Below are 20435 nucleotides of genomic sequence, written 5' to 3' on the forward strand. Positions count from 1 at the left end.
AATATACAGAAGGAGAAGTTGTAAGATGAAAGATTTTGTTATTACTGCAGATTCTAATTGCGATTTATTACCTGATTACATAAAAGAAAAAAAGATTGGAATTATACCTCATTATTATGATTTGGAAGGCATTACATATGGTGACGAAATTAACTTGACTCCAAAAGAATTCTATGATAGGATGCGGACTGGTTTGATGCCCACCACTATGGCAAGTAATCCGGCTGTTATAAGGGAAACTTTTCAAAAATATGCGGACCAAGGTTTAGATATTTTACATATTAGTTTTTCTTCTGCTCTTAGTGGAGGCCACAGCAATGTTGTAACTGGTGCAAGAGAAATATCTGAAGAAAATCCTGGTGTAAAGATTATTGTATTGGATTCTTTAAATGTGTCCATGGGCGAAGGCATGGTGGTTATGAAAGCTGTTCAGTTAAAAGAAGCCGGTAAGACCTTAGAAGAAATTGCTGAATGGATTGAAGCTAACAAATTAGACTTTTGCGTGCAGTTTACAGTAAATGATTTATTTCACCTTCAAAGAGGGGGAAGAGTATCTAAGATGACTGCAATCGTAGGAAGTATTATTAATATAAAACCTTTGTTGATTGTGAATAAAGAAGGAGCCTTGGTTTCTTCCGGTACTGCCAGAGGCCGTAAAAAATCGTTAATTACAATTGTAGACGATATGGAAAAACAAATGGGTAAATATAAAGAAGAAGACAATGTAATCTGTGTTGTTCATGGTGATGCGCAAGAGGATGCGGAGTACATAGTAAAATTAATAAAAGAAAGACTGCATACTAACAACGTGATAGTGAATACCGTAAGTCCAAGCATAGGAGCGCATTCCGGTCCTGGTGCGGTAGGGATATGCTTCATGGGAGAAAGCAGAGAATAGTTTATTCGGAAAAATAATTGTATAAAACTACTAATAGAATAATATTATTTAATAGAAGCTCGTTTATAAAATATAATGTTGTAAAACAATAAACTGTCATTCTAAGCATAAATTTCAGATATATAGAATTTTATGTTTAGAATCTTATAAACAGATTCTGCCCAAGGGCTTAGAATGACAGCTTTTTTGCAATAAAAAAAGGCCTGAGAGCCTTCTGTAAGCTGAAAATCGGACTTGAACCGACGACCTACTGATTACGAATCAGTTGCTCTACCAACTGAGCTATTCCAGCAGAATATATATGGTACAAATTTGCTTCTAAAGAGCTAAGAAGCAGCCGTACTAGTATCGGCTAATAAAATAAAGATCGAGGTGACGGGATTCGAACCCACGGCCTCTGCGTCCCGAACGCAGCGCTCTACCATCTGAGCCACACCTCGAATTAATATGGCAAAGAAAGGGTTACTATCAACCTTGCCAAAGATATTATGATACTTTTTAAGAAAAAAGTCAAGACTAAAATTATTGTTCTTACGGGTCAAAATAATTCTACTGGAAAAATAATTCTTCTTGGTATATAATATTGACTTTTCCATCTAAAGTTGCTATAATCAGTTGAATTAGTAAAATTTACATAATAAATCTGCGAAGAAGCATTCTTATACCTGGGTATGGGGGTGGTTTCTCTTTTTTTACATTCGTAGATTTTGGATAATTTTGGGAGGACATATGTACAAGGTGAAAAAAGGAATTATGGTATTGGCGTTGGCCACTTCAACATTGCTTCTTAGTGGTTGTAGTGTCGGAACCAGTTCCCTGTTCGTGCATCCGGAAGAACAGGGTTATGAATATGTAGTTACATACGATACTTTAGGTGGTCATATCAATCAAGAAAAGAAACGAGTCGTTTATTATGCAGACAATTCTTTATTATTTGAGCCAAGCGGAACTTCAGGTATGCTGGTACAGCCCAAGAATGGTGATAAGTCACTGGTTGGGTGGTATACCAAGTATACAACAGAAGAAACACAGAATGGAACGGTTTATAATTTTAATGAAGAAGATTTATGGGATTTTTCAGCTGACCGAATTTCTGACGAGTCTACCGTTGATAAGAGCTTATCTTTATATGCAAGATGGGCTGATAATCCATCTATTAACTTCTTAGATGCAGCAAATCCTGATGAGAGTCCTTTATTAAAATGGACAATTAATGTTGGAAGTGAATTAAAGCGTCCTACATCTACAGAACCCAAGAAGCAAGGATATACTTTAATTGATTATTATAAGGATCCGGAATGTATAGAAAAATATGAATTTAACCAACTAATCGAAGAAGACGATATCGATTACTCAAATGGCGGAAAAGCTCAAATAAATATCTACTGCAAATTTGTAGAAGGTGATTTAAAACGTGTTAAAACTGTAAGTGATTTAAAGGCAATGGCAGATAATAAGGAAGGACATTACATATTAGCTAATGATATGGATTTATCCAAGGAAGTTTGGACACCAATTGAAGGTTTTAGCGGAGTATTTGATGGCAACGGATATGCTATTGAAAATCTTAATCTAAATGTAAAGAATCGTGTTTCTGGAATTGCTGCTAAAAAAGCAGAAGAGGTATCTTACGGATTATTTTCTAAATTAGAAGGTGCTAAGATAATGAATCTAACAATGAAGGATGCGAATATTGTAATTGACAAGTCTACCAATGTTAAGCTTTGTGTAGGAGCATTAGCGGGGCGTACCAAGAGAACAACAATTGAGAATTGTGTTTTTGACGGAATTACAATATCTTCTGATGGGGCGTTAAATATTGATATTGTTGCATCTGGATTTGTAGCTGGTGATTATTCAACAACCATAACAAATTCTATATTTAATAATATTAATGTTAAAGTAACGACTTCAGGAAATTTAGAAACCATAGAAGGCAAGTAATACATATGTAGTAGGTTGTGTGATAGTTATTAAAGCACTTCATATCAACAAACATAAGAACCGATAATCGGTAATAGCATTGGATAATTAAGTCGAAAGGCTATGATTATAATAATTAAAAATGGAGGTAGTTTATGAAAAAATCAAAGAAATTATTAGCGTTACTTCTTTGTATGACGATGATTCTTTCATTAGCGGCATGCGGGAAGAAAGGGAAAGATCCCGATGACACTAAGTCCACTGTAGCACCGACAGATACAGCTGGCGGGGAGAAAAGTGAAGTAAAACCGGATGTTCCGGAAGGCAGAAGAGATGCTTCTACTAAGCGTACTGCTGCAAATGAGAATAGTCCATTTGTTATTGGCGAATTAACATTTGACGGAAAGTTTTCACCATTTTTCGGTACAAGTGAACCTGATCGTAAAGTCTATGAGAATACCCAGGTTAAATTAATTACAAGTAATGAGTTAGCTGAACCGGTGGCAGGGATAGACCAGCCTTCAGCTGCATGGGATTTCGAGATGACTACAAGTGATGACCAGTCAAAGTCTACATATAAATTCTGGCTTAAGAATGGAATTACTTTCAGTGACGGTCATGTGGTAACAGCAGATGATGTACTATTCAATCTATATGTATTTTTAGATCCAATGTATGATGGCTCATCTACCCTATATTCTATGAATATTGAAGGCTTAAAGGCTTATCAGACTCAGATTGCAGATGAAAGTTCAGCAGATGCTAAAATTACTGAGTTTGCAGATGCAGCTGGCAAGAAGGTTGAAGCAGCACTTGCCGGTAATGGTGAAGCAGCTGTTGTTGATAAGTTATGGGAACTTGTTCAAAATAGTGTGGCAGGTGATAGTAGTACATTAATAGCAAATGGATATGTGCCTGGAGATTTTGGCTTAGAGGGACCGGAAGATTTCTTAGAAACTGCACAGCCATCTGTAATTCTTTTCTATACTGCAAGTACTCTAGGCAAAGAACTAATTGCTTACAAAAATGGTGCTTACGTGATCGATGAATCTACAGGTTTAACGGTGGATAAAATGAGTACTTACACAGAAGAAGATTACATTAATGCTTCAATGAAGTGCATCAAAGAAGCAATTAGTCCAGTAGAATTTGATGAAGCATTCGGTTATACAACTGTAGATGAAGCAAAGAGTTTTTATGCAGAAGAAGAAAAAGCAGCATATCTTGAAGCAAACAAAGGTACTGTTAAGAGCATCAGCGGTATTACTAAGGGGAAAGAAGTTTGCTCTGACGGTGTTGAACGTGAGACTGTTACTGTAGTATTAAATGGTGTTGACCCTAAGGCAATTTGGAACTTTACCTTCAATGTTGCTCCAATGCATTACTATGCAGGACAGGAAAGACATGACAAAGCCAATGGCGTTGATTATTTTGGCGTTGATTTCTCTAGCAGAGATTTTATGATGGAAATAAAGGAGTTCAACGGTTTACCTATGGGCGCAGGTCCTTATAAGGTTACAGATGTTAATAACTCTGAGAATCCGACTGCAGATAAATTTTATGAGAATGGTATCTGCTATTTTGTAGCAAATGATAACTTTATGTTAGGTGCTCCAAATGTTAAATATGTAAGAATAAAAACAATTAATAGCGGATCTGAACTAGATTCTGTATTAACAGGCGAGGTTCATATTTCACAGCCTCAAGCTAGTTCAACTGTAATTAATCAGATTACTTCTGATTCTTCTTATTCTCACTTAAATTATGTATTAGTTGATAATTTAGGCTATGGTTACATTGGCATTAATTCACAGCTTATTCCTGATATTAATGTAAGACGTGCTCTTTTATCTGCTATGGATACCGAACTTACATTAGGTTCCTATCCAGGTGGTTTAGCTACAGTTATTCATAGGCCGATGAGCCAGGTATCATGGGCTTATCCGGAAGGCAGTACAGCAATGTATCCATTTGATGAAACTGGTGCAGCTTCGAAAGATTTCTTCTTAAAGGCTGGTTATACAGAAACAGCAAATGGTAAATTATTGGCACCGGACGGCAGCAAGCCATCCTTTAAGTTTACACTTCCGTCTGATGCAGATAAACACCCAGCTGGTCAGGTATTCTTAAAAACACAGGAAGTATTAGAAAAAATTGGTGTAGAAGTTATAATTGATATTGATCAAAATCTTTTAAGTAAAACAGAAGAAAATGTACTTTTTGTTTGGGCAGCAGCTTGGCAGGCAACCATTGATCCAGATATGTTCCAGACATGGCATTCTGACCCTGCCAAAAATCAAGCTGGTTCTCCAAAGGCTACTGGACTTTATTATAAGTTTGAAAAAGGAACTGAAGAAGAAAAAGCAATTCTAGTTCGTTTAAATGAATTAATAGAACAAGGCCGTTCTACCCTTAATGTAGATGAGAGAAAACCAATTTATTCAGAAGCACTTGATAAGGCTATGGAAATGGCGGTTGAATTACCAACCTATCAAAGAAAGAACATGTATGTTTACAACAAGAGTGTTGTTGATCCAGGCAGCATAACTCCAGCAGAGAAAACTACACCTTACATGGGACCAATAGATTTTATCTGGGATGTTAGCTTACTTGATAAATAATTTATAAGATTTTTACAAAAGTATAATTTAAAAAATGATGAAAGGGGGGCTTAGGCTTTCGCCCCCCTTCATATATCGTGGGGTAAAGACATGTTCAAATATATATGCAAAAGACTTGCAATATCAATCGTCATTCTGTTAGGAGTATCCATTATTATATACTTTATTATCCGAATGATGCCTGCTGACTATATTGATCAGCATACGTCTGCGCAAGTTGCTCAAGGTCAATTGACAAAAGAAGACGTTAAAAGAATGAAAGAATTATATGGAATTGGAGACAGTTCCTTTGGTGGAATTATGAAAAGCTACGGACAATGGCTTTCAAGAGCGGTTCGTGGTGATTTTGGTGTGTCCTTTGTATATGGGCGCCCGGTTCAAGAAGTAATTCAAAAGTATATGTGGATTTCATTTAGTATTTCCTTAGTAGCTTTGATTTTAAACATACTTATATCTATACCGCTTGGTATCGTCGCAGCGACGAAACAGTACGGAGCGGTTGACTATACCGTTACGGTGTTAGCTATGACTGGTATCTCGTTGCCTTCATTTTTCTTTGGAGCCTTACTGCTGCGGTTATTTTCAATTCAGCTTGGATGGTTTCCTTTACAGGGACTTTCTGATGCAACAAAGATTTTATCAGGTCCTGAACAAGTTCTTGATATCATTCATCATATGGTACTTCCTATGGTAACCCTTGTAGTTTTGTCCATTGGTGGTTTGATGAGATACACAAGAACTAATATGTTAGAAGTATTAAATTCCGATTACATCCGTACCGCAAGGGCAAAAGGGTTGTCTGATAAGGTGGTTATTTATAAACATGCATTTCGTAATACTTTAATTCCTATAGTAACTATGCTTGGTGGAAGTATTCCGGGCTTATTTGGTGGTGCTATGATTACGGAGACTGTGTTTGCAATTCCCGGTATCGGTTCCACATCTTATAAAGCAATACTACAGGGAGATATCCCCTTTGTTATGGGATATATGATGTTTCTAGCTGTGCTGACAGTATTAGGTACCATTCTTGCGGATGTATCATATGCAATTGTGGATCCTCGTGTAAAACTGCAATAGGGAGGTCTGAAGATGAGTAAAGAAAATAATACCAATGTTCAGGCAGCGGAGTTAGAGCATGAGAGCCTGAGCGATAGTGTTCGTGCATTGTCGCCAACGCGTTTGGTAGTGAAGCGTTTTTTTAGAAGCCGGTTATCTATGGTTGGCTTAATTATTATAGTATTTTTATTTTTATTTAGTTATTTGGGTCCGTTATTTATTCCATACAGGGAGACTCAGGTTTTTCCAATTCCTACGGAAGTAAATGTATCTACCTCAGAAACATTTGTAGGAGCAGATGGTGAGAAATACCAATATTTTGATGTATCTACAGGTGTTGATAATTATAGGGCAGCACCATCTATGCAGCATTGGCTTGGAACAGATACCAATGGAATGGATGTATTTGTCCGTCTGATGTATGGTGGAAGAATTTCCTTAACGATCAGTTTTTTAGTTGTATTTTTAGAAACCATACTAGGTATTATATTCGGTGGAATGTCCGGTTACTTTGGCGGAAAAATAGATATGCTTATCATGCGAATAGTGGATATCTTAAATTGTATTCCGACGATGCCTGTTTTAATCGTATTATCCTCTGTGTTATCGGCTTTGCCTGTAAGCATCATGCCGGTAAACAATCGAATTTACTTCCTTATGGGATTTTTAACTTTAATAGGTTGGGCAGGAATTGCGCGTATGGTAAGAGGACAGATTCTATCTTTACGTGAACAAGAATATATGGTTGCAGCAGAAGCTACCGGTATTTCTGCAAAAGCGAAGATATTCAGACACTTAATTCCAAATGTTATGCCTCAGCTAATAGTACAAATGACATTAGGCCTTGGTAGTATTATCTTATATGAAGCAACTCTATCTTATTTGGGCCTTGGTGTACAGATACCAAGAGCAGCTTGGGGTACCATGATTTCACTTGCGGATCCTTCCAAAGGACAAAGTATTTTGCAATACTATCCAAACCTGTGGATTCCACCGGGTGTTTTGATCGTACTTGCAGTATTGGCATTTAACTTTGTAGGTGATGGTTTGCGTGATGCAATCGATCCAAAAATGAAGAGATAGGGAGGATAATGCTATGGCGAAAGCAAAAAAAGATAACGGGCATTATATATCCCGTCAAGAAGAAAGAGCAATTGCAAAATATAATCGTAAAACGACAAAGGAATTAGAAGCTAAGAAAAATAGAAAGAATGTGAGCGAAGATACTTACTTAACTACAATGAAAGATCCTAAGAACATAGTTGAGTTTGATGATTTACATACATATTTCTTTACGGATGCCGGAACTGTAAAATCAGTAGATGGTGTAACTTTTAGTGTTCCTGCCAATAGCACAGTGGGTGTTGTTGGTGAGTCCGGATGTGGAAAAAGTGTAACTAGCTTATCTTTAATGCAGTTGGTACAAGCACCTCAGGGACAAATTGTAAAAGGTTCTATTCGTTACAATGACGGAGAAAAATGTTATGATATAGCAAAGATGCCAAGTGATGCCATGAGACAAATACGTGGCAAGGATATTGCAATGATATTCCAAGAACCTATGACAAGTTTAAACCCGGTATTCACTGTTGGTTACCAATTGGATGAGGTTACTTTACTTCACAATCCGGGAGCAACAAAAGAAGAAGCAAAAAAGAAATCAATTGAAATGCTGACACAGGTAGGAATTGCCCGCCCAGAAGGCGTTTATGATAATTACCCTCATGAGCTGTCCGGTGGTATGAGACAGCGTGTCATGATTGCTATGGCTCTTGTTTGTAATCCAAAGTTAATTATTGCAGATGAACCCACAACAGCACTTGATGTTACCATTCAAGCACAGATACTTGACTTACTTCGTTCGGTGCGTGAAAAAATAAAGGGCAGCATTATGTTAATTACACATGATCTTGGTGTAGTAGCAGAGATGGCTGATTTTGTTGTTGTAATGTATGCAGGAAGAATTATTGAGATGGGTACTGCAAAGGAAATCTTTCTAACCCCTAAGCATCCATACACTGTTGGTCTTATGAAGAGTAAGCCGGTAGTAAGTAAAAAAGTGGATCGCTTGTACAGTATTCCAGGGCAGGTACCAAATCCTATTAATATGCCCCAAACCTGTTATTTTAAAGATCGCTGCGACCGTTGTCACACTGCATGTGAAGGACCATATCCAAGTACAAGAAAGTTTAGTGATACACACCTTGTGTCCTGCTATTTGTATGATGACACCAATACACAGGATAATGACAGTATGGAGGTGGCAAAGTGAGTGAGATATGTTTATCAGTTCAAAATCTTAAGAAATATTTTACCATTGGAACAGATTTCTTAGGCCGTCCAACTCAGTATTTAAAAGCTGTTGATGATGTATCCTTTGATATCCCACAGGGAACGACTATGGGATTGGTTGGAGAATCCGGTTGTGGAAAAACAACCATTGGCAGAACCATTTTACGTTTACATGAGTTAACAGATGGAAAAGTAATCTTTAATGGACAGGATTTATCCAAATTGTCAAGAAGACAGTTAAGAAATCTAAGACCACAAATTCAGATTATATTCCAGGATCCTTATTCCTCTTTAAGTCCAAGACTTACAGTAGGTGCAATTATAGGAGAAGCAGTAAGCGCACATAAAATAGTTCCAAGAAGTGAATTAAAAGAGTATGTTTTACAGGTTATGAAGGATTGTGGATTACAAACTCATTATTATGAGCGTTATCCTCATGAGTTCTCCGGTGGTCAAAGACAAAGAATTTGTATAGCAAGAGCAATTGCACTTCGTCCAAGATTTATTGTGTGTGATGAACCGGTTTCTGCGCTGGATGTTTCTATTCAGGCACAGATTATTAACTTGTTAAAAGACCTTCAAGATAAATATGGCTATACTTATTTATTTATCTCACATGACTTATCTGTTGTTGAACATATATCAGATACGGTTGGTGTAATGTATCTTGGTAATATGGTAGAATACGGTTCAAAAGAGGATATCTTTAGTGATCCCCTGCACCCGTATACTAAGGCATTATTTAGTGCCGTGCCTATGCCGGATCCAACAGTTAAGATGCAGCGAATCATTCTTCAGGGAGATTTACCATCTCCGGCTAATCCACCTAAGGGATGTAAATTCTGTACTCGCTGTCCAGAGTGTATGGAGATTTGTAAAACAGACGCTCCGGAATTTAAAGAAATGACACCAGGACATAAAGTAGCTTGTCATTTATATAAATAATGGAAGAATCATAAATCTGATTTTTCCATTGAATATAAGTACTGCAAAGCAATCGCTTAACAGTACTTATTTTTATTGATATTTTATTGGTAGACATAGGGTGAATAATAAAGTAAGATAGAGTTACGAAGTGGAAATGAGGCTATAAGTAAGCAGCAGAAGCGGATAAACTTGTCTGTAGGCAGAACTTACCTGTCGGAAAAACATGCCTGGAGGCATGGGGAATATCTGCTTTGGCTGAAAGAAAGGAGGAATTGTATGAGTGATTTTAAAGAGGTTGAAAAAATCATTCAACGAAATAAAGTAGAGGATGAAAAAGACAATAAAAAGGTTTCAAATAAAAAAGATAAATTTATCGATGATGGCAGATCCATTGCGGATATGAATATAGAGGGATTTTCCTGGCATACACCCAATAAATATTCCACAGAAAGGAAAAATTTATCCGATTTAAAATTGACCAGAAAAGAAAGAATGGCTATGATTTTGGGCGCGTTACAGGCTATTTTACCCATTGCTTTAATGATGATTTTATTGTTTTTTGGAGTATTCTTACTTATTTCATTTTGGTTAAGCTAAATATATTGAAATAGAAAATTCTTGATATTATATAGAAGGCTATCTATAGGAAACAGAAGTGAAACTTCAAGGTAACATGCTAAGATACATTAATAAAGAATGTACAAGAAATAACTCCTAATTTTATTATACTTATCACTTTTATGAAATTTATTTAGAGATTTCGAATTTGTAAATGAATGTATAAATATGGTTGACTTTTGGATGGAATAAGATATAATATGAAGTATCTGGTAATTGGGTTTTTCAACTTTAGCTTACGAAAGCCCATATGTGCAAAAGATTGGATAATATGAAATGAGAAAAAAACATTATATTTTTGTGCTATTAGGTTTATTTGGTATATTTATAACTGTTATATACGTAATAGTGAAAAATCATTCTATATCTGCGGGTAGTATAGAAAAACTTCTTTATTCTCTCACCCCGTCAATTACAGAAGAAGAACTTGAAAGCGATGGTTTTATCAATATATCAGGAGTGCAACCTAAAGAAAATAAAGTAATCTCAACATTTTTGTCGAAGGTTGATTCAAATAAAAAAACTATTTTAAAATTTTTTTATTGGAATGAAAACGAATTATATACTAAAATACTGTTTTATGATCCTGAGTGCAAAGAAATTCGTTCATGGGCATATCTTCCAATAAAGCAATATGCCATATCTCCTGATAAAAGGTTTTCTAAAAGCTATGAGATAGCTGAAAAAAATAATATCATAACAATCAAATTAATTAATATTAAAAACAACTCTTTACCAGTGGAGCAATATTTATCAGATGAAATTTTATATTCTTACTATATGAATTGAAATAAAGCGAGCAGGAAAGATAATCCCTTCCTCTCGCTTCATTTTTGGTAGCAATGCATAGGGTTATAAAGTTGTGTATCCAATTATAGATTATATATAGAGTTGTTATATTAAAACATAAAGCATAATCGTTAGATAGTCTGACGTATGGCACTGTTGGAGGAATTAAATAATTTTCTTTCTTTCCTACCTAGTTATTAAATCCTTTAGGTATCTACCTGTTTTTAAGATTATAATAGATTGTTCAGAATAAAAAATATATTATTTATTCTTATAATAGAAAATAGCAATCTGTGTACGATCCCGAAGATTCAGCTTTTCTAATATCAAACTAATATAATTTCTTACAGTTCCTTCACTTAAAAATAGAATATCGGCGATTTCTTTGTTTGAAAGGCCGTCAGCAATTTTACAAATAATCTCGTATTCTTTATCTGTAACGCCATAGGAAGAATAAGTTTTTGCAGGGTTATTTTGATTTAGTAGGTTAGGTAGTTTTGTGATGATTTCATTACCATATACATTCTGCCCTTTATGTACGGCATGTAGAGCTGGTACGATACTATCAAAATCCTGTTTTAGCATATATCCTTTTGCACCGATATTTAAAGCTTTAATGATATAATCATCATCTAGGAAAGTGGTCAGATAGAGAATTTTTGCATTCTTATCATCTTTTAAAATAATCTCACCGGCTTCCAGACCGGTCATAGTTTCCATCCGTATGTCCATTAATAAGACATCCGGTTTTAATTCTTCGTATAGTTTAATTGCATCTTTACCATCATTACCGGTACCAATAACGGTTATGTCATCATCCGAATCCAATATAATTTTCAGAGAAGAGCACACTAATTTATCGTCATCAATAATTAACACCTTCATATATCCACCCTCTTACATCACATCGAACTAAAGATGTGATACCACAAGAAAAAATTAAGTTGAAAGAATCATTTTGTGGTAACCTCTCTATTTTTACTTTCTTTCAACCTTCCATACATGATACTTTTAATAGTATTTTAAGTAATGGACGAAGAAGTTTTCTTCATATTTATTTATACCATTGCTTTTTTGATTTTAATTTATTTATATTAATTACAATTTATTTTTATTATTATATTCTTTTGGAATGGTTATAAATATTTGAAATCCGTCATTCAAATTAATATTTATATTACCCTGAAAGCTTTTCACACGATCAGTTATATTTCGAAGTCCAATACCCTCATAATATAATTGATTTTGTATGATTTTGTTTAGTACTTCTTTTTTGTTTATATCCATAGTCCCATTATCAGATATAATCAACTGATACATAGCCGGATGCTCTCTTAAAACAACCATAACTTTTGTTGCATTAGAATGTTTCATGATATTTGATAAAGCTTCCTTTATAATTGCTATGAATGTATATTTTAATTTAGTATCAGGAGTTGCTTTTAAGTCATATTCAAAGTTAATATTACAAAAAGTAAATTCTTTTACTACAGTTTCTATTTGAGTATATAGATCTATGGATTCCTCATGCATATTATGAATACTATTTCGAATGCTGTCCATTCCGGCAGAGATGGATTCTTTCAATAATGTTAAGCCTTCCGTGACGGTTTCGTTTTTAGATATTCTTAAAAGAGCACCGATTTGCAAAAGGGATCTTGAAAGCAGGTGACCGATATTATCATGTATTTCTTTAGAGATACGGTTTCTTTCATTTAAAGTTGCAAGATTGATTTCATAATCCTGATTTTCTAATATACTTTGATTCTTTTGTTCCTGTAAAATGGACATTTCTTTTGTAGTATCTCTTAGTTCAATGTATTCCTGCTGTAATCTGGAAGTAGAAATAGTCTTATATTTTAATGCCCATGCTAATATGAAAAATATAAAGTTAAATATGATAATGCTCATATTATATTCATGAAAATTGAGAAACAAAGGTATAAAGGTCAAGGTGGCCAATATTTGATAGTCATATAGTGCTATATCATACATAATTAACGGTAAGAAAATATAGCAGTCAGGTAGTAATTGACAACATCCAATATAAATAAGGAAAAAAGCAAGTTTTAGTTTACGATTATCAAAATACGTGTTTAAACTGGTAAAAAACACGGCAATGATAATAGGAATAATTGCATAATCACCTTCAATTTCTAGCATGTATAAGGCAAAGGAACATATAAATAAAAGTGCTTTGTCTTGAATCTCTAACATAATTATTACCTTGCTCCTTCCTCAGTTTGGATACTTTGTGGATAACACAAACCTCCGGTTGAAAGAATTTTAACCTAACCTCGCTGATTTTTAATCTAATGTAATCATAGCAAATCCATAAAAATAAATCAATAAATGTAAGTTACATTTGTCATAAAGAATAATGACTTTGTTCACTTTGAAAATTTACTATGGTAAGTTATAGTATACTTAGTTGGTAATAGGTACCTAGAATATGATATGAGTGGAGGTTAATTATGGTAATTGTAGATGTAAAGAATCTTGTTAAAAGATATGATAAACTGGTGGCACTGGATCATTTGAATTTAACCGTAGAGGAAGGAGAAATCTTCGGCTTACTGGGTCCTAATGGTTCTGGTAAGACAACGGCTATAAATTGTATATTGTCCTTATTAAAGTATGATAAGGGCACCATTGAGATCTTTGGGAAAAAGATGAGTCCCGATGCCTATGACATTAAGAAAGATATTGGTATCATTATGCAGAATGTAGCAGTATTTGATGAGCTTACTGTATATGAAAATATATCATATTTTTGCAGCTTATATGTAAAAGATAAAAGTGAAGTAAGAAGACTTACTGAGGAGGCAATTTCTTTTGTTTCTTTAGAGGATTTTACTAAATTCCATCCTAAAAAATTAAGCGGAGGTCTTCTAAGAAGGTTGAACATAGCCTGTGGAATCGCCCATAAGCCTAAGCTTATTATTCTTGATGAACCAACCGTTGCCGTGGATCCTCAAAGCAGGAATAAGATATTGGAAGGAATTAAGAAATTAAATGAAAATGGAGCTACGATTATCTATACTTCACACTATATGGAAGAAGTTGAGATGTTATGCAGCAAAATATCCATTATTGATCGGGGTAAGGTTCTTGCAACCGGCAATAAAGATGAATTAAAAGCGATGATTTCTTTAGGAGAAAAGATTACGGTAGAAGCTTATGATCTAAATGAAGAACAAATTGAAGAAATAAAAAAAATACCGAATATTTCTGCAGCTTTATATAGTAATAACATTTTAGAAATAAAGTCTAAAAAAGGTAAAAACAATTTAATTCACGTTCTTGACTACCTACAAAAAAATGAAATAAATTTCGGTAAGATTTATACGGAGATGCCGACCTTAAATGATGTATTCCTTGAAATCACGGGAAAGGAATTAAGGGACTAACCGGTGGTTTTAAGAAGAAAGATAGGCAATTTGTGCGGATGTAGAAAGCTGCCGTTATGATTAAAAGGTGCTAAAGCGCCAGAATTGAGGTCAATATGTTTTTTAGATTATATAGAACCAGATTAAAATGTTTATTAAAGAATAAAGAGACCATACTTTGGTCTTTTGGTTTTCCGATTCTATTATCCATATTTTTTTATATGGCATTTTATAATTTATCAAAAGCGGAAAGCATAGAAAGTATACCAATCGGTTTGGTTATAGAAGAAAATGCTGTGTTACCTTTTAAAGATATATTAGAGAATGTGGAGATTGCAGAAGGAAAGAGTTTATTTGAAGTTAAAACAGGAACCTTAGAGGAAGTAAAAGATTTATTAGTAAGGGAAAAAGTAGAAGGTTATATTGTCTTTAATGATAAACCAGTATTGTACATTAAAAACAATGGGTTCCGCCAGTCGATTATTAAGACATTCCTTGATACTTATGAGCAAAAAAGTCAAACTATTAACCATATTATTCAACTAAATCCTGATATAGTAAAGGATGGACAAATTAATCTAATTACCAATTTATTTCAAAACTTTATTGTAGATGGGGGAGCTGAAAATAAGAATCCGGATAATATATTAATTTATTTTTATACTTTAATAGCTACAACCTGTATATTTGGAGCTAGTTGGGGACTTACGGAAGTTGTAAATATTCAAGCTGACCAATCCAATATTGCAGCAAGAATAAATGTAGCACCAACTCATAAAATGAAATTGTTGTTATGTAACCTTTTGGCAGCATTTACACTGCATTTTATAAGTATCTTATTTTTATTGGCTTTTCTGATTCGCGTGCTCAATATTGTATTTGGAGGCCAGCTAAACTATATTCTTCTTATCTGTTTAATGGGCTCTCTTTGTGGTATTTCTCTTGGGGCAATGATTGGTGTAATAATAAAAGCTAATTTAAAGGCAAAAGAAGCTATTTTATCTGCGATAGTTATGGGTGGAGGATTTTTAGCAGGTATGATGTCAACTCAGGTGAAGTATATGGTTCAAAAAAATGTACCATTCCTGGGATTTATTAATCCCTCTAACTTAATTACAGATGCATTTTATAGCTTGTATTATTATGATGAGTATGACAGGTTTTATCTGAATATATTCTTACTCTTTGTTTTAACTATTATTTTTACAAGTATTGCGTATTTTAAGATAAGGAGGAAAGAGTATGCAAGTATTTAAACTTTATATTAAATTATTAAAAAACTCATGGGTATCCATTGCCATATATGCATTTATATTTACCGCATTAATTATAATCTTATCAAGATTTCAAGGAAATGAAATAACGGATTTTAAACAGTCAAAGGTAAAAACCGCATTGGTTAATTATGATAAAGACAGTCCAATTGTCCAGGATTTTATAGAGTACTTAAAGGAATTTTGTGACTTTAAAGATTTAGGCAGGGACGAGATGAAAATTACAGACGCCCTATTTTTCCGTGATGTGGAATACGTTTTAACCATTCCTTATAATTTTGGTGAAGAGTATTTAATGGGAAAAGAGGTTGCAGTTGAAAAGAAATCTGTTCCGGATTCCATATATACAACAGCGGTAGATGCTGCTGTTAATAACTATTTGAATACTGGCAGGAGTTATTTAAAAGCTGTGCCGGGTATTACAGAAGAACAGTTAATGTCTTATATTCGTGAAGATGTAAATGTAAAAACTGAGGTAACCATCGATAAATCAACAAAAGATACGAAAAGTTATGAATTTGCAAATTATTATTTTAATTATGCTTCGTATGTACTTTTAAGCTGTTGCTTGCTTGGTATTGGGATGGTTATGGTAACTTTTCATAATATTGATATATTACGAAGAAATACCGTGGCACCTATATCAATTAAAAATATGAATGCTCAATTAATAGTTGGAAATATAATATTTGTATTGGCTTTTGATTTATTGTTTATCATACTTAGTGTAATTTTGAATAATGATAAAGGTATAACGGAAAATGTATTATTATATTGGTTAAATCTAATTATATTTTCTATAAGTGCAATGGCAATTAGCTATCTGATAGCAATGCTAATTAAAAGCAGGCAGGCTGCACAGGCTATTTCTTCTGTATTACCTTTAGGTCTAAGCTTCTTAAGCGGAGCTTTTGTACCACAATTCTTGATGGGAGATTTTGTACTGAAACTTGCAAGCTTTACCCCTGTTTATTGGTTTATAAGAGGAAATGATTCTATCGCTAAACTAAATGGCAGCAATCATGAAAATATAAATAATATCTTTATATATATGTTAATACAGATTGGTTTTGCAGCAGCTTTATTTGCCCTATCCTTAGTAGTAAGTAAGAAGAAAAGTCAAAGAAATAATTAAATACAAACAAACGTTCTAAAAGGTATTGATAAATTTTAAATTGCGTAGTATAATAAAAACAAACAAATGTTTGCAAAGGAATTAATACTATGATAATTCAAGAAAATTTATCCATACAAAAAAAACTGGAAATATTGACAGATGCCGCAAAGTATGATGTAGCCTGCACCTCTAGCGGAGTGGACCGGAAAGGTACAGCAGGACCGGGAATGGGGAATGCTGTGGCTGCAGGAATATGTCATAGCTTTGCGGCAGATGGAAGATGCATTTCTCTCCTTAAGATATTATATACCAATGAATGCATTTTCGATTGCAAATATTGTATTAACAGATCTTCAAATGATGTAGTAAGAACTTCCTTTACTCCTGATGAGATTGCAACATTAACAATGGAATTCTACAGGAGAAATTACATTGAGGGTTTGTTCTTAAGCTCCGGAGTTATAAAAAGTCCTAATCATACCATGGAATTATTGTGTGAATCTTTAAGACTGTTACGTGAAGTTTATCATTTTAATGGATATATTCATTGTAAAGCTGTTCCTGGTGCGGATCCGGCTCTTATTGAGATAACAGGCTGGTATGCCGACCGAATGAGTATTAATCTTGAATTACCCACAGCTGATGGCTTAAAGGCATTGGCGCCGCATAAAACCCGTAAGAACATATTAAGACCAATGAAGCAGATACAACTGGGTAGGAATGAAAATTTACATCTTCCTTTTATGAATGAAAATAATAAATCTATTTATAATAATATGGATTCGGTTGCATCATCTTTAACTGTTTTGGAGCCCTTATCTGTTCAACCGTACTCTTACCAGGGCTGCAGCCATAATAACATTAGTAAACCACAGGTTATATTGAATGATACATCCCATAACTTTAATCTTACCAGCCCTGATTCCTCAACATTAGGGCTGGTAAAAAGACCTTCCATGAATAGGGGATTTGTTCCGGCAGGACAAAGTACGCAGATGATTATAGGAGCAACTCCCGAAAGCGATTATCAAATTATATCCGTTGCGGAGGCTTTATATCAGAACTTTGATTTAAAAAGAGTGTTTTACTCTGCATTTATTCGTGTTAATGAAGACAATTCTTTGCCGATTTTACCGGGCGGTCCGCCTTTACTGCGGGAGCACAGATTATATCAGGCTGACTGGCTATTAAGGTTTTATGGTTTTTCTGCCTCTGAGCTTTTGTCAGAGGACAGGCCTAATTTTAATGTGCTGCTGGATCCCAAGTGCAACTGGGCATTGGGGCATTTGGAGGTATTTCCTGTTGAAGTGAATAAAGCAGACTATTACACCCTTCTTCGAATACCCGGAATTGGTGTAAAATCAGCCGGGAGAATCGTAAAAGCAAGGAAAACTACCAGATTGTCCTTTGAGGCACTTAAGAAAATGGGTGTTGTATTAAAAAGAGCATTATATTTTATCACATGTAATGGAAAGATGATGTATCCCACAAAGATAGAGGAAAATTATATTACTAATCAGCTTATTGGCTTAAAAGAAAAACTTCCTTTAGGTATTGGAGATCAGATAACTTATCAGCAAATGTCTTTATTTGATGATGTTAATTTTAAGTATGATATACCAAAATTTAAGGAACCAGGTTAACACTTTCTGCCGGCACAAAGTTATTATCGTAATAAAAGGCATAAAATATCCGAATCGAGGCTATTATGAAGAATAAAAGAATCTATATATGTGAAGATAGTGGGGAAGGAATATTTACCGCTATTTATGATGCATGGAGCAGCAGATATGGACATGAATATAATCGCATTGAAGTTTCTACGGAATATGGAAATGAAAGAAATTTTGAACTGTTTTCAGAATATATTCATGTTAAAACCAATGAAGAAAAAGCTCTTAAGGTTGCAAAAGCAATAAAAGAAAAGATATCTATGGAAGCATATGACATGGTTTGTAATGGAATCTGGTCTGAAAGAGCGGAAAAGGCAGACGTTGTATATCGATTCTTAATTCTTGGTTTTTCCATGGGAGCGAAGGTGGTAAATCATTTAGGTAATGATACTGTTATGAGTTTATTTGAGATGAACAGGAATGTATCCAATGAAGCCCATCATTATCTAGGGTTCCTACGCTTTAAAGAAATCAATAATCATATACTTTTAGCAAAAATAAATCCTAAAAATGATGTAATACGATTAATAGCGCCTCATTTTTCGGATAGACTATCTAATGAGAATTTTGTTATTTATGATGAAAAAAGAAAAAACGCTATTGTTCATAAGGTCGGTTATCCTTGGATCTATACAGTGGGAGAACATCTGAATTTAGATAACATAGGAAATCTTTCCGATGCAGAAGAAGAATTTCAAAGTCTTTGGAAAACTTTTTTTGAAACAATTGGAATTGAAGCAAGAGTGAATCATAAACTTCAAAGGAATAATATGCCATTACGGTTTCGAAATCATATGACCGAATTTAATAAATAATGAATTTTTGAAGCAAATTAAATCCAAGCATTTCTAATATGCATAATATAGAAAAATCAGTGGGATACTAAACGAGTAAAATGAAATAATTTTATAGGAGGAGTATCCATGAAAAGAAAACTATATCTATTATTAGCTGTTTGTTGTTTAACTTTCCTATCTTTTACTGCTTGTAATACTGGCAGAGGTACTAATAATTCAACTACATCAGATCGTAATGGCACTGGAAGTACGAATGTAGATGATAATAGAAATGGAACAACAAATGGAACAACAAATGGAACAACAAATGGTACTACTAACGGTACTACAAATGGTACTACAAACGGTACTACTACCAATGGTACTACAACTAATGGTACTACAACTAACGGAACCACAACAAACGGAACAACAATCGATGGAACCAGAGATAATACCGTTGGCGGTGCAGTTGGTAATGTAGAAGATGCCATTGAAAACAAAGTAAATAACAATAATAATCGTTAATTATAAGATTATTAAGAAGCGAGTAGTTTAAAAGTATTAAACTACTCGTTTTTCTTTTTCAAACAGTCCCTGCATGTTCCGGATATTTGTATATAATGATCTGAAATAGAGAATCCTTCTTTTTTCATAGCATCTTCAATTTCATGAATCGGGCATAGCGGCAAGTCAAACATCTTTTTACAACTATCACATATTACATAATGTTTATGATGATTTGAATTATCCTTTATTTGATAGAACAATTCATTGTCGTTCAAATAGTACTTATCAATTAGATTTTGACTTAATAAGGAATCAATATTTCGATAAATGGTTGATTTCGCGATAGTAGGTATTTCGTGTATTATTTTATGATATATATCATTAATTGACATAGGTCTAGAGGAATTGGTTAATATATCTAGAATTAATTGCCTTTGTTTTGTATTTCGTTTTAGTTCCATTAGCTATACTCCTTTGGTTTGGTAAATAAAACAATGGAATGATTACATATATTATATAAAGTCTATCTCTATTTGGCTCATATTGTCAATACTTTTATAGAGAAACTT

General features: G+C 34.0%; 18 protein-coding genes and 2 tRNA genes. 15 read left to right on the plus strand and 5 right to left on the minus strand.

The annotated features are described in order from the left end of the window. Positions 1-25: 25 nt before the first annotated feature. Positions 26-898 carry a DegV family protein gene (locus RT261_RS14165; protein ID WP_313133412.1) on the plus strand — a complete coding sequence of 291 codons (873 nt, stop codon included), beginning with the start codon at positions 26-28 and terminating at the stop codon, positions 896-898. 219 nt (positions 899-1117) lie between these two features. Here RT261_RS14165 and RT261_RS14170 read toward each other — a convergent pair. Both RT261_RS14170 and RT261_RS14175 read right to left on the minus strand, forming a co-directional pair. Beyond that, positions 1118-1190 (minus strand) — tRNA-Thr (locus RT261_RS14170). A 75-nt stretch (positions 1191-1265) separates the two neighbouring features. Beyond that, positions 1266-1338, minus strand: a tRNA-Pro gene (locus RT261_RS14175). Between the two features lie 289 nt (positions 1339-1627). Here RT261_RS14175 and RT261_RS14180 point away from each other — a divergent pair. The 8 genes from RT261_RS14180 (at position 1628) to RT261_RS14215 (ending at position 11127) form a co-directional block, all read left to right on the plus strand. Further along, on the plus strand, positions 1628-2842 hold the full coding sequence (locus RT261_RS14180; RefSeq protein ID WP_313133414.1) for an InlB B-repeat-containing protein: 1215 nt from the start codon (positions 1628-1630) through the stop codon (positions 2840-2842). Between the two features lie 134 nt (positions 2843-2976). After that, positions 2977-5442 carry an ABC transporter substrate-binding protein gene (locus tag RT261_RS14185; RefSeq protein ID WP_313133415.1) on the plus strand — a complete coding sequence of 822 codons (2466 nt, stop codon included), beginning with the start codon at positions 2977-2979 and terminating at the stop codon, positions 5440-5442. 90 nt (positions 5443-5532) lie between these two features. Beyond that, complete coding sequence (locus tag RT261_RS14190; RefSeq protein WP_313133416.1) at positions 5533-6522, plus strand: ABC transporter permease; 990 nt, start codon at positions 5533-5535, stop codon at positions 6520-6522. Positions 6523-6534: 12 nt separating this feature from the next. Beyond that, positions 6535-7584 (plus strand): ABC transporter permease, encoded by a 1050-nt coding sequence (locus RT261_RS14195; RefSeq protein ID WP_313133419.1) that lies wholly within the window; start codon positions 6535-6537, stop codon positions 7582-7584. A 13-nt stretch (positions 7585-7597) separates the two neighbouring features. Next, complete coding sequence (locus RT261_RS14200) at positions 7598-8773, plus strand: ABC transporter ATP-binding protein (RefSeq protein ID WP_313133420.1); 1176 nt, start codon at positions 7598-7600, stop codon at positions 8771-8773. Continuing rightward, positions 8770-9738: an ABC transporter ATP-binding protein gene (locus RT261_RS14205; RefSeq protein ID WP_313133421.1), complete on the plus strand. Its 969-nt coding sequence runs from the start codon at positions 8770-8772 to the stop codon at positions 9736-9738. The genes RT261_RS14200 and RT261_RS14205 overlap by 4 nt, the downstream gene beginning before the upstream one ends. A 258-nt stretch (positions 9739-9996) precedes the next feature. Continuing rightward, positions 9997-10317 carry a hypothetical protein gene (locus RT261_RS14210; protein ID WP_313133422.1) on the plus strand — a complete coding sequence of 107 codons (321 nt, stop codon included), beginning with the start codon at positions 9997-9999 and terminating at the stop codon, positions 10315-10317. A 297-nt stretch (positions 10318-10614) separates the two neighbouring features. Then, on the plus strand, positions 10615-11127 hold the full coding sequence (locus tag RT261_RS14215) for a hypothetical protein (protein WP_313133423.1): 513 nt from the start codon (positions 10615-10617) through the stop codon (positions 11125-11127). A gap of 261 nt (positions 11128-11388) precedes the next feature. On the opposite strand, the gene RT261_RS14220 is transcribed toward RT261_RS14215, so the two are convergent. Beyond that, a complete protein-coding gene (locus tag RT261_RS14220) occupies positions 11389-12012 on the minus strand; it encodes a response regulator transcription factor (protein WP_313133425.1) in 624 nt (207 codons plus the stop codon). A gap of 213 nt (positions 12013-12225) precedes the next feature. Beyond that, a complete protein-coding gene (locus tag RT261_RS14225; RefSeq protein WP_313133426.1) occupies positions 12226-13290 on the minus strand; it encodes a sensor histidine kinase in 1065 nt (354 codons plus the stop codon). Positions 13291-13601: 311 nt separating this feature from the next. On the opposite strand from RT261_RS14225, the gene RT261_RS14230 reads away from it, so the two are divergent. The 6 genes from RT261_RS14230 (at position 13602) to RT261_RS14255 (ending at position 19884) form a co-directional block, all read left to right on the plus strand. After that, positions 13602-14537, plus strand: coding sequence for an ABC transporter ATP-binding protein (locus RT261_RS14230; RefSeq protein ID WP_313133428.1), 936 nt, complete (start codon positions 13602-13604; stop codon positions 14535-14537). A gap of 95 nt (positions 14538-14632) precedes the next feature. After that, a complete protein-coding gene (locus tag RT261_RS14235) occupies positions 14633-15772 on the plus strand; it encodes an ABC transporter permease (protein WP_313133430.1) in 1140 nt (379 codons plus the stop codon). Beyond that, entirely contained in the window at positions 15759-16925 is a 1167-nt protein-coding gene (locus RT261_RS14240; RefSeq protein ID WP_313133431.1) for an ABC transporter permease, read from the plus strand. Before RT261_RS14235 ends, RT261_RS14240 begins: the two co-directional genes overlap by 14 nt. 89 nt (positions 16926-17014) lie before the next feature. Then, complete coding sequence (locus tag RT261_RS14245) at positions 17015-18550, plus strand: putative DNA modification/repair radical SAM protein (protein WP_313133433.1); 1536 nt, start codon at positions 17015-17017, stop codon at positions 18548-18550. A gap of 65 nt (positions 18551-18615) precedes the next feature. Then, on the plus strand, positions 18616-19395 hold the full coding sequence (locus RT261_RS14250; RefSeq protein WP_313133435.1) for a TIGR03915 family putative DNA repair protein: 780 nt from the start codon (positions 18616-18618) through the stop codon (positions 19393-19395). A 108-nt stretch (positions 19396-19503) separates the two neighbouring features. Continuing rightward, the gene (locus tag RT261_RS14255; RefSeq protein WP_313133436.1) at positions 19504-19884 is read left to right on the plus strand and encodes a hypothetical protein; all 381 of its coding nucleotides are present in this window, start codon (positions 19504-19506) and stop codon (positions 19882-19884) included. 41 nt (positions 19885-19925) lie between these two features. Here RT261_RS14255 and RT261_RS14260 read toward each other — a convergent pair whose 3' ends face one another. Next, positions 19926-20327: a Fur family transcriptional regulator gene (locus RT261_RS14260; protein ID WP_313133439.1), complete on the minus strand. Its 402-nt coding sequence runs from the start codon at positions 20325-20327 to the stop codon at positions 19926-19928. Between the last annotated feature and the right edge of the window lie 108 nt (positions 20328-20435).

The sequence above is a fragment of the Anaerocolumna sp. genome (genome assembly GCF_032079385.1).
GTDB lineage: Bacteria > Bacillota > Clostridia > Lachnospirales > Lachnospiraceae > Anaerocolumna.

What these genes read in the sequence shown, in the direction of transcription:
- RT261_RS14165 (WP_313133412.1), top strand. Translation starts at nt 26, where the DNA reads ATGAAAGATTTTGTTATTACTGCAGATTCTAATTGCGATTTATTACCT.
- RT261_RS14180 (WP_313133414.1), top strand. Translation starts at nt 1,628, where the DNA reads ATGTACAAGGTGAAAAAAGGAATTATGGTATTGGCGTTGGCCACTTCA.
- RT261_RS14185 (WP_313133415.1), top strand. Translation starts at nt 2,977, where the DNA reads ATGAAAAAATCAAAGAAATTATTAGCGTTACTTCTTTGTATGACGATG.
- RT261_RS14190 (WP_313133416.1), top strand. Translation starts at nt 5,533, where the DNA reads ATGTTCAAATATATATGCAAAAGACTTGCAATATCAATCGTCATTCTG.
- RT261_RS14195 (WP_313133419.1), top strand. Translation starts at nt 6,535, where the DNA reads ATGAGTAAAGAAAATAATACCAATGTTCAGGCAGCGGAGTTAGAGCAT.
- RT261_RS14200 (WP_313133420.1), top strand. Translation starts at nt 7,598, where the DNA reads ATGGCGAAAGCAAAAAAAGATAACGGGCATTATATATCCCGTCAAGAA.
- RT261_RS14210 (WP_313133422.1), top strand. Translation starts at nt 9,997, where the DNA reads ATGAGTGATTTTAAAGAGGTTGAAAAAATCATTCAACGAAATAAAGTA.
- RT261_RS14215 (WP_313133423.1), top strand. Translation starts at nt 10,615, where the DNA reads ATGAGAAAAAAACATTATATTTTTGTGCTATTAGGTTTATTTGGTATA.
- RT261_RS14220 (WP_313133425.1), bottom strand. Translation starts at nt 12,012, where the DNA reads ATGAAGGTGTTAATTATTGATGACGATAAATTAGTGTGCTCTTCTCTG.
- RT261_RS14225 (WP_313133426.1), bottom strand. Translation starts at nt 13,290, where the DNA reads ATGCTAGAAATTGAAGGTGATTATGCAATTATTCCTATTATCATTGCC.
- RT261_RS14230 (WP_313133428.1), top strand. Translation starts at nt 13,602, where the DNA reads ATGGTAATTGTAGATGTAAAGAATCTTGTTAAAAGATATGATAAACTG.
- RT261_RS14235 (WP_313133430.1), top strand. Translation starts at nt 14,633, where the DNA reads ATGTTTTTTAGATTATATAGAACCAGATTAAAATGTTTATTAAAGAAT.
- RT261_RS14240 (WP_313133431.1), top strand. Translation starts at nt 15,759, where the DNA reads ATGCAAGTATTTAAACTTTATATTAAATTATTAAAAAACTCATGGGTA.
- RT261_RS14245 (WP_313133433.1), top strand. Translation starts at nt 17,015, where the DNA reads ATGATAATTCAAGAAAATTTATCCATACAAAAAAAACTGGAAATATTG.
- RT261_RS14250 (WP_313133435.1), top strand. Translation starts at nt 18,616, where the DNA reads ATGAAGAATAAAAGAATCTATATATGTGAAGATAGTGGGGAAGGAATA.
- RT261_RS14255 (WP_313133436.1), top strand. Translation starts at nt 19,504, where the DNA reads ATGAAAAGAAAACTATATCTATTATTAGCTGTTTGTTGTTTAACTTTC.
- RT261_RS14260 (WP_313133439.1), bottom strand. Translation starts at nt 20,327, where the DNA reads ATGGAACTAAAACGAAATACAAAACAAAGGCAATTAATTCTAGATATA.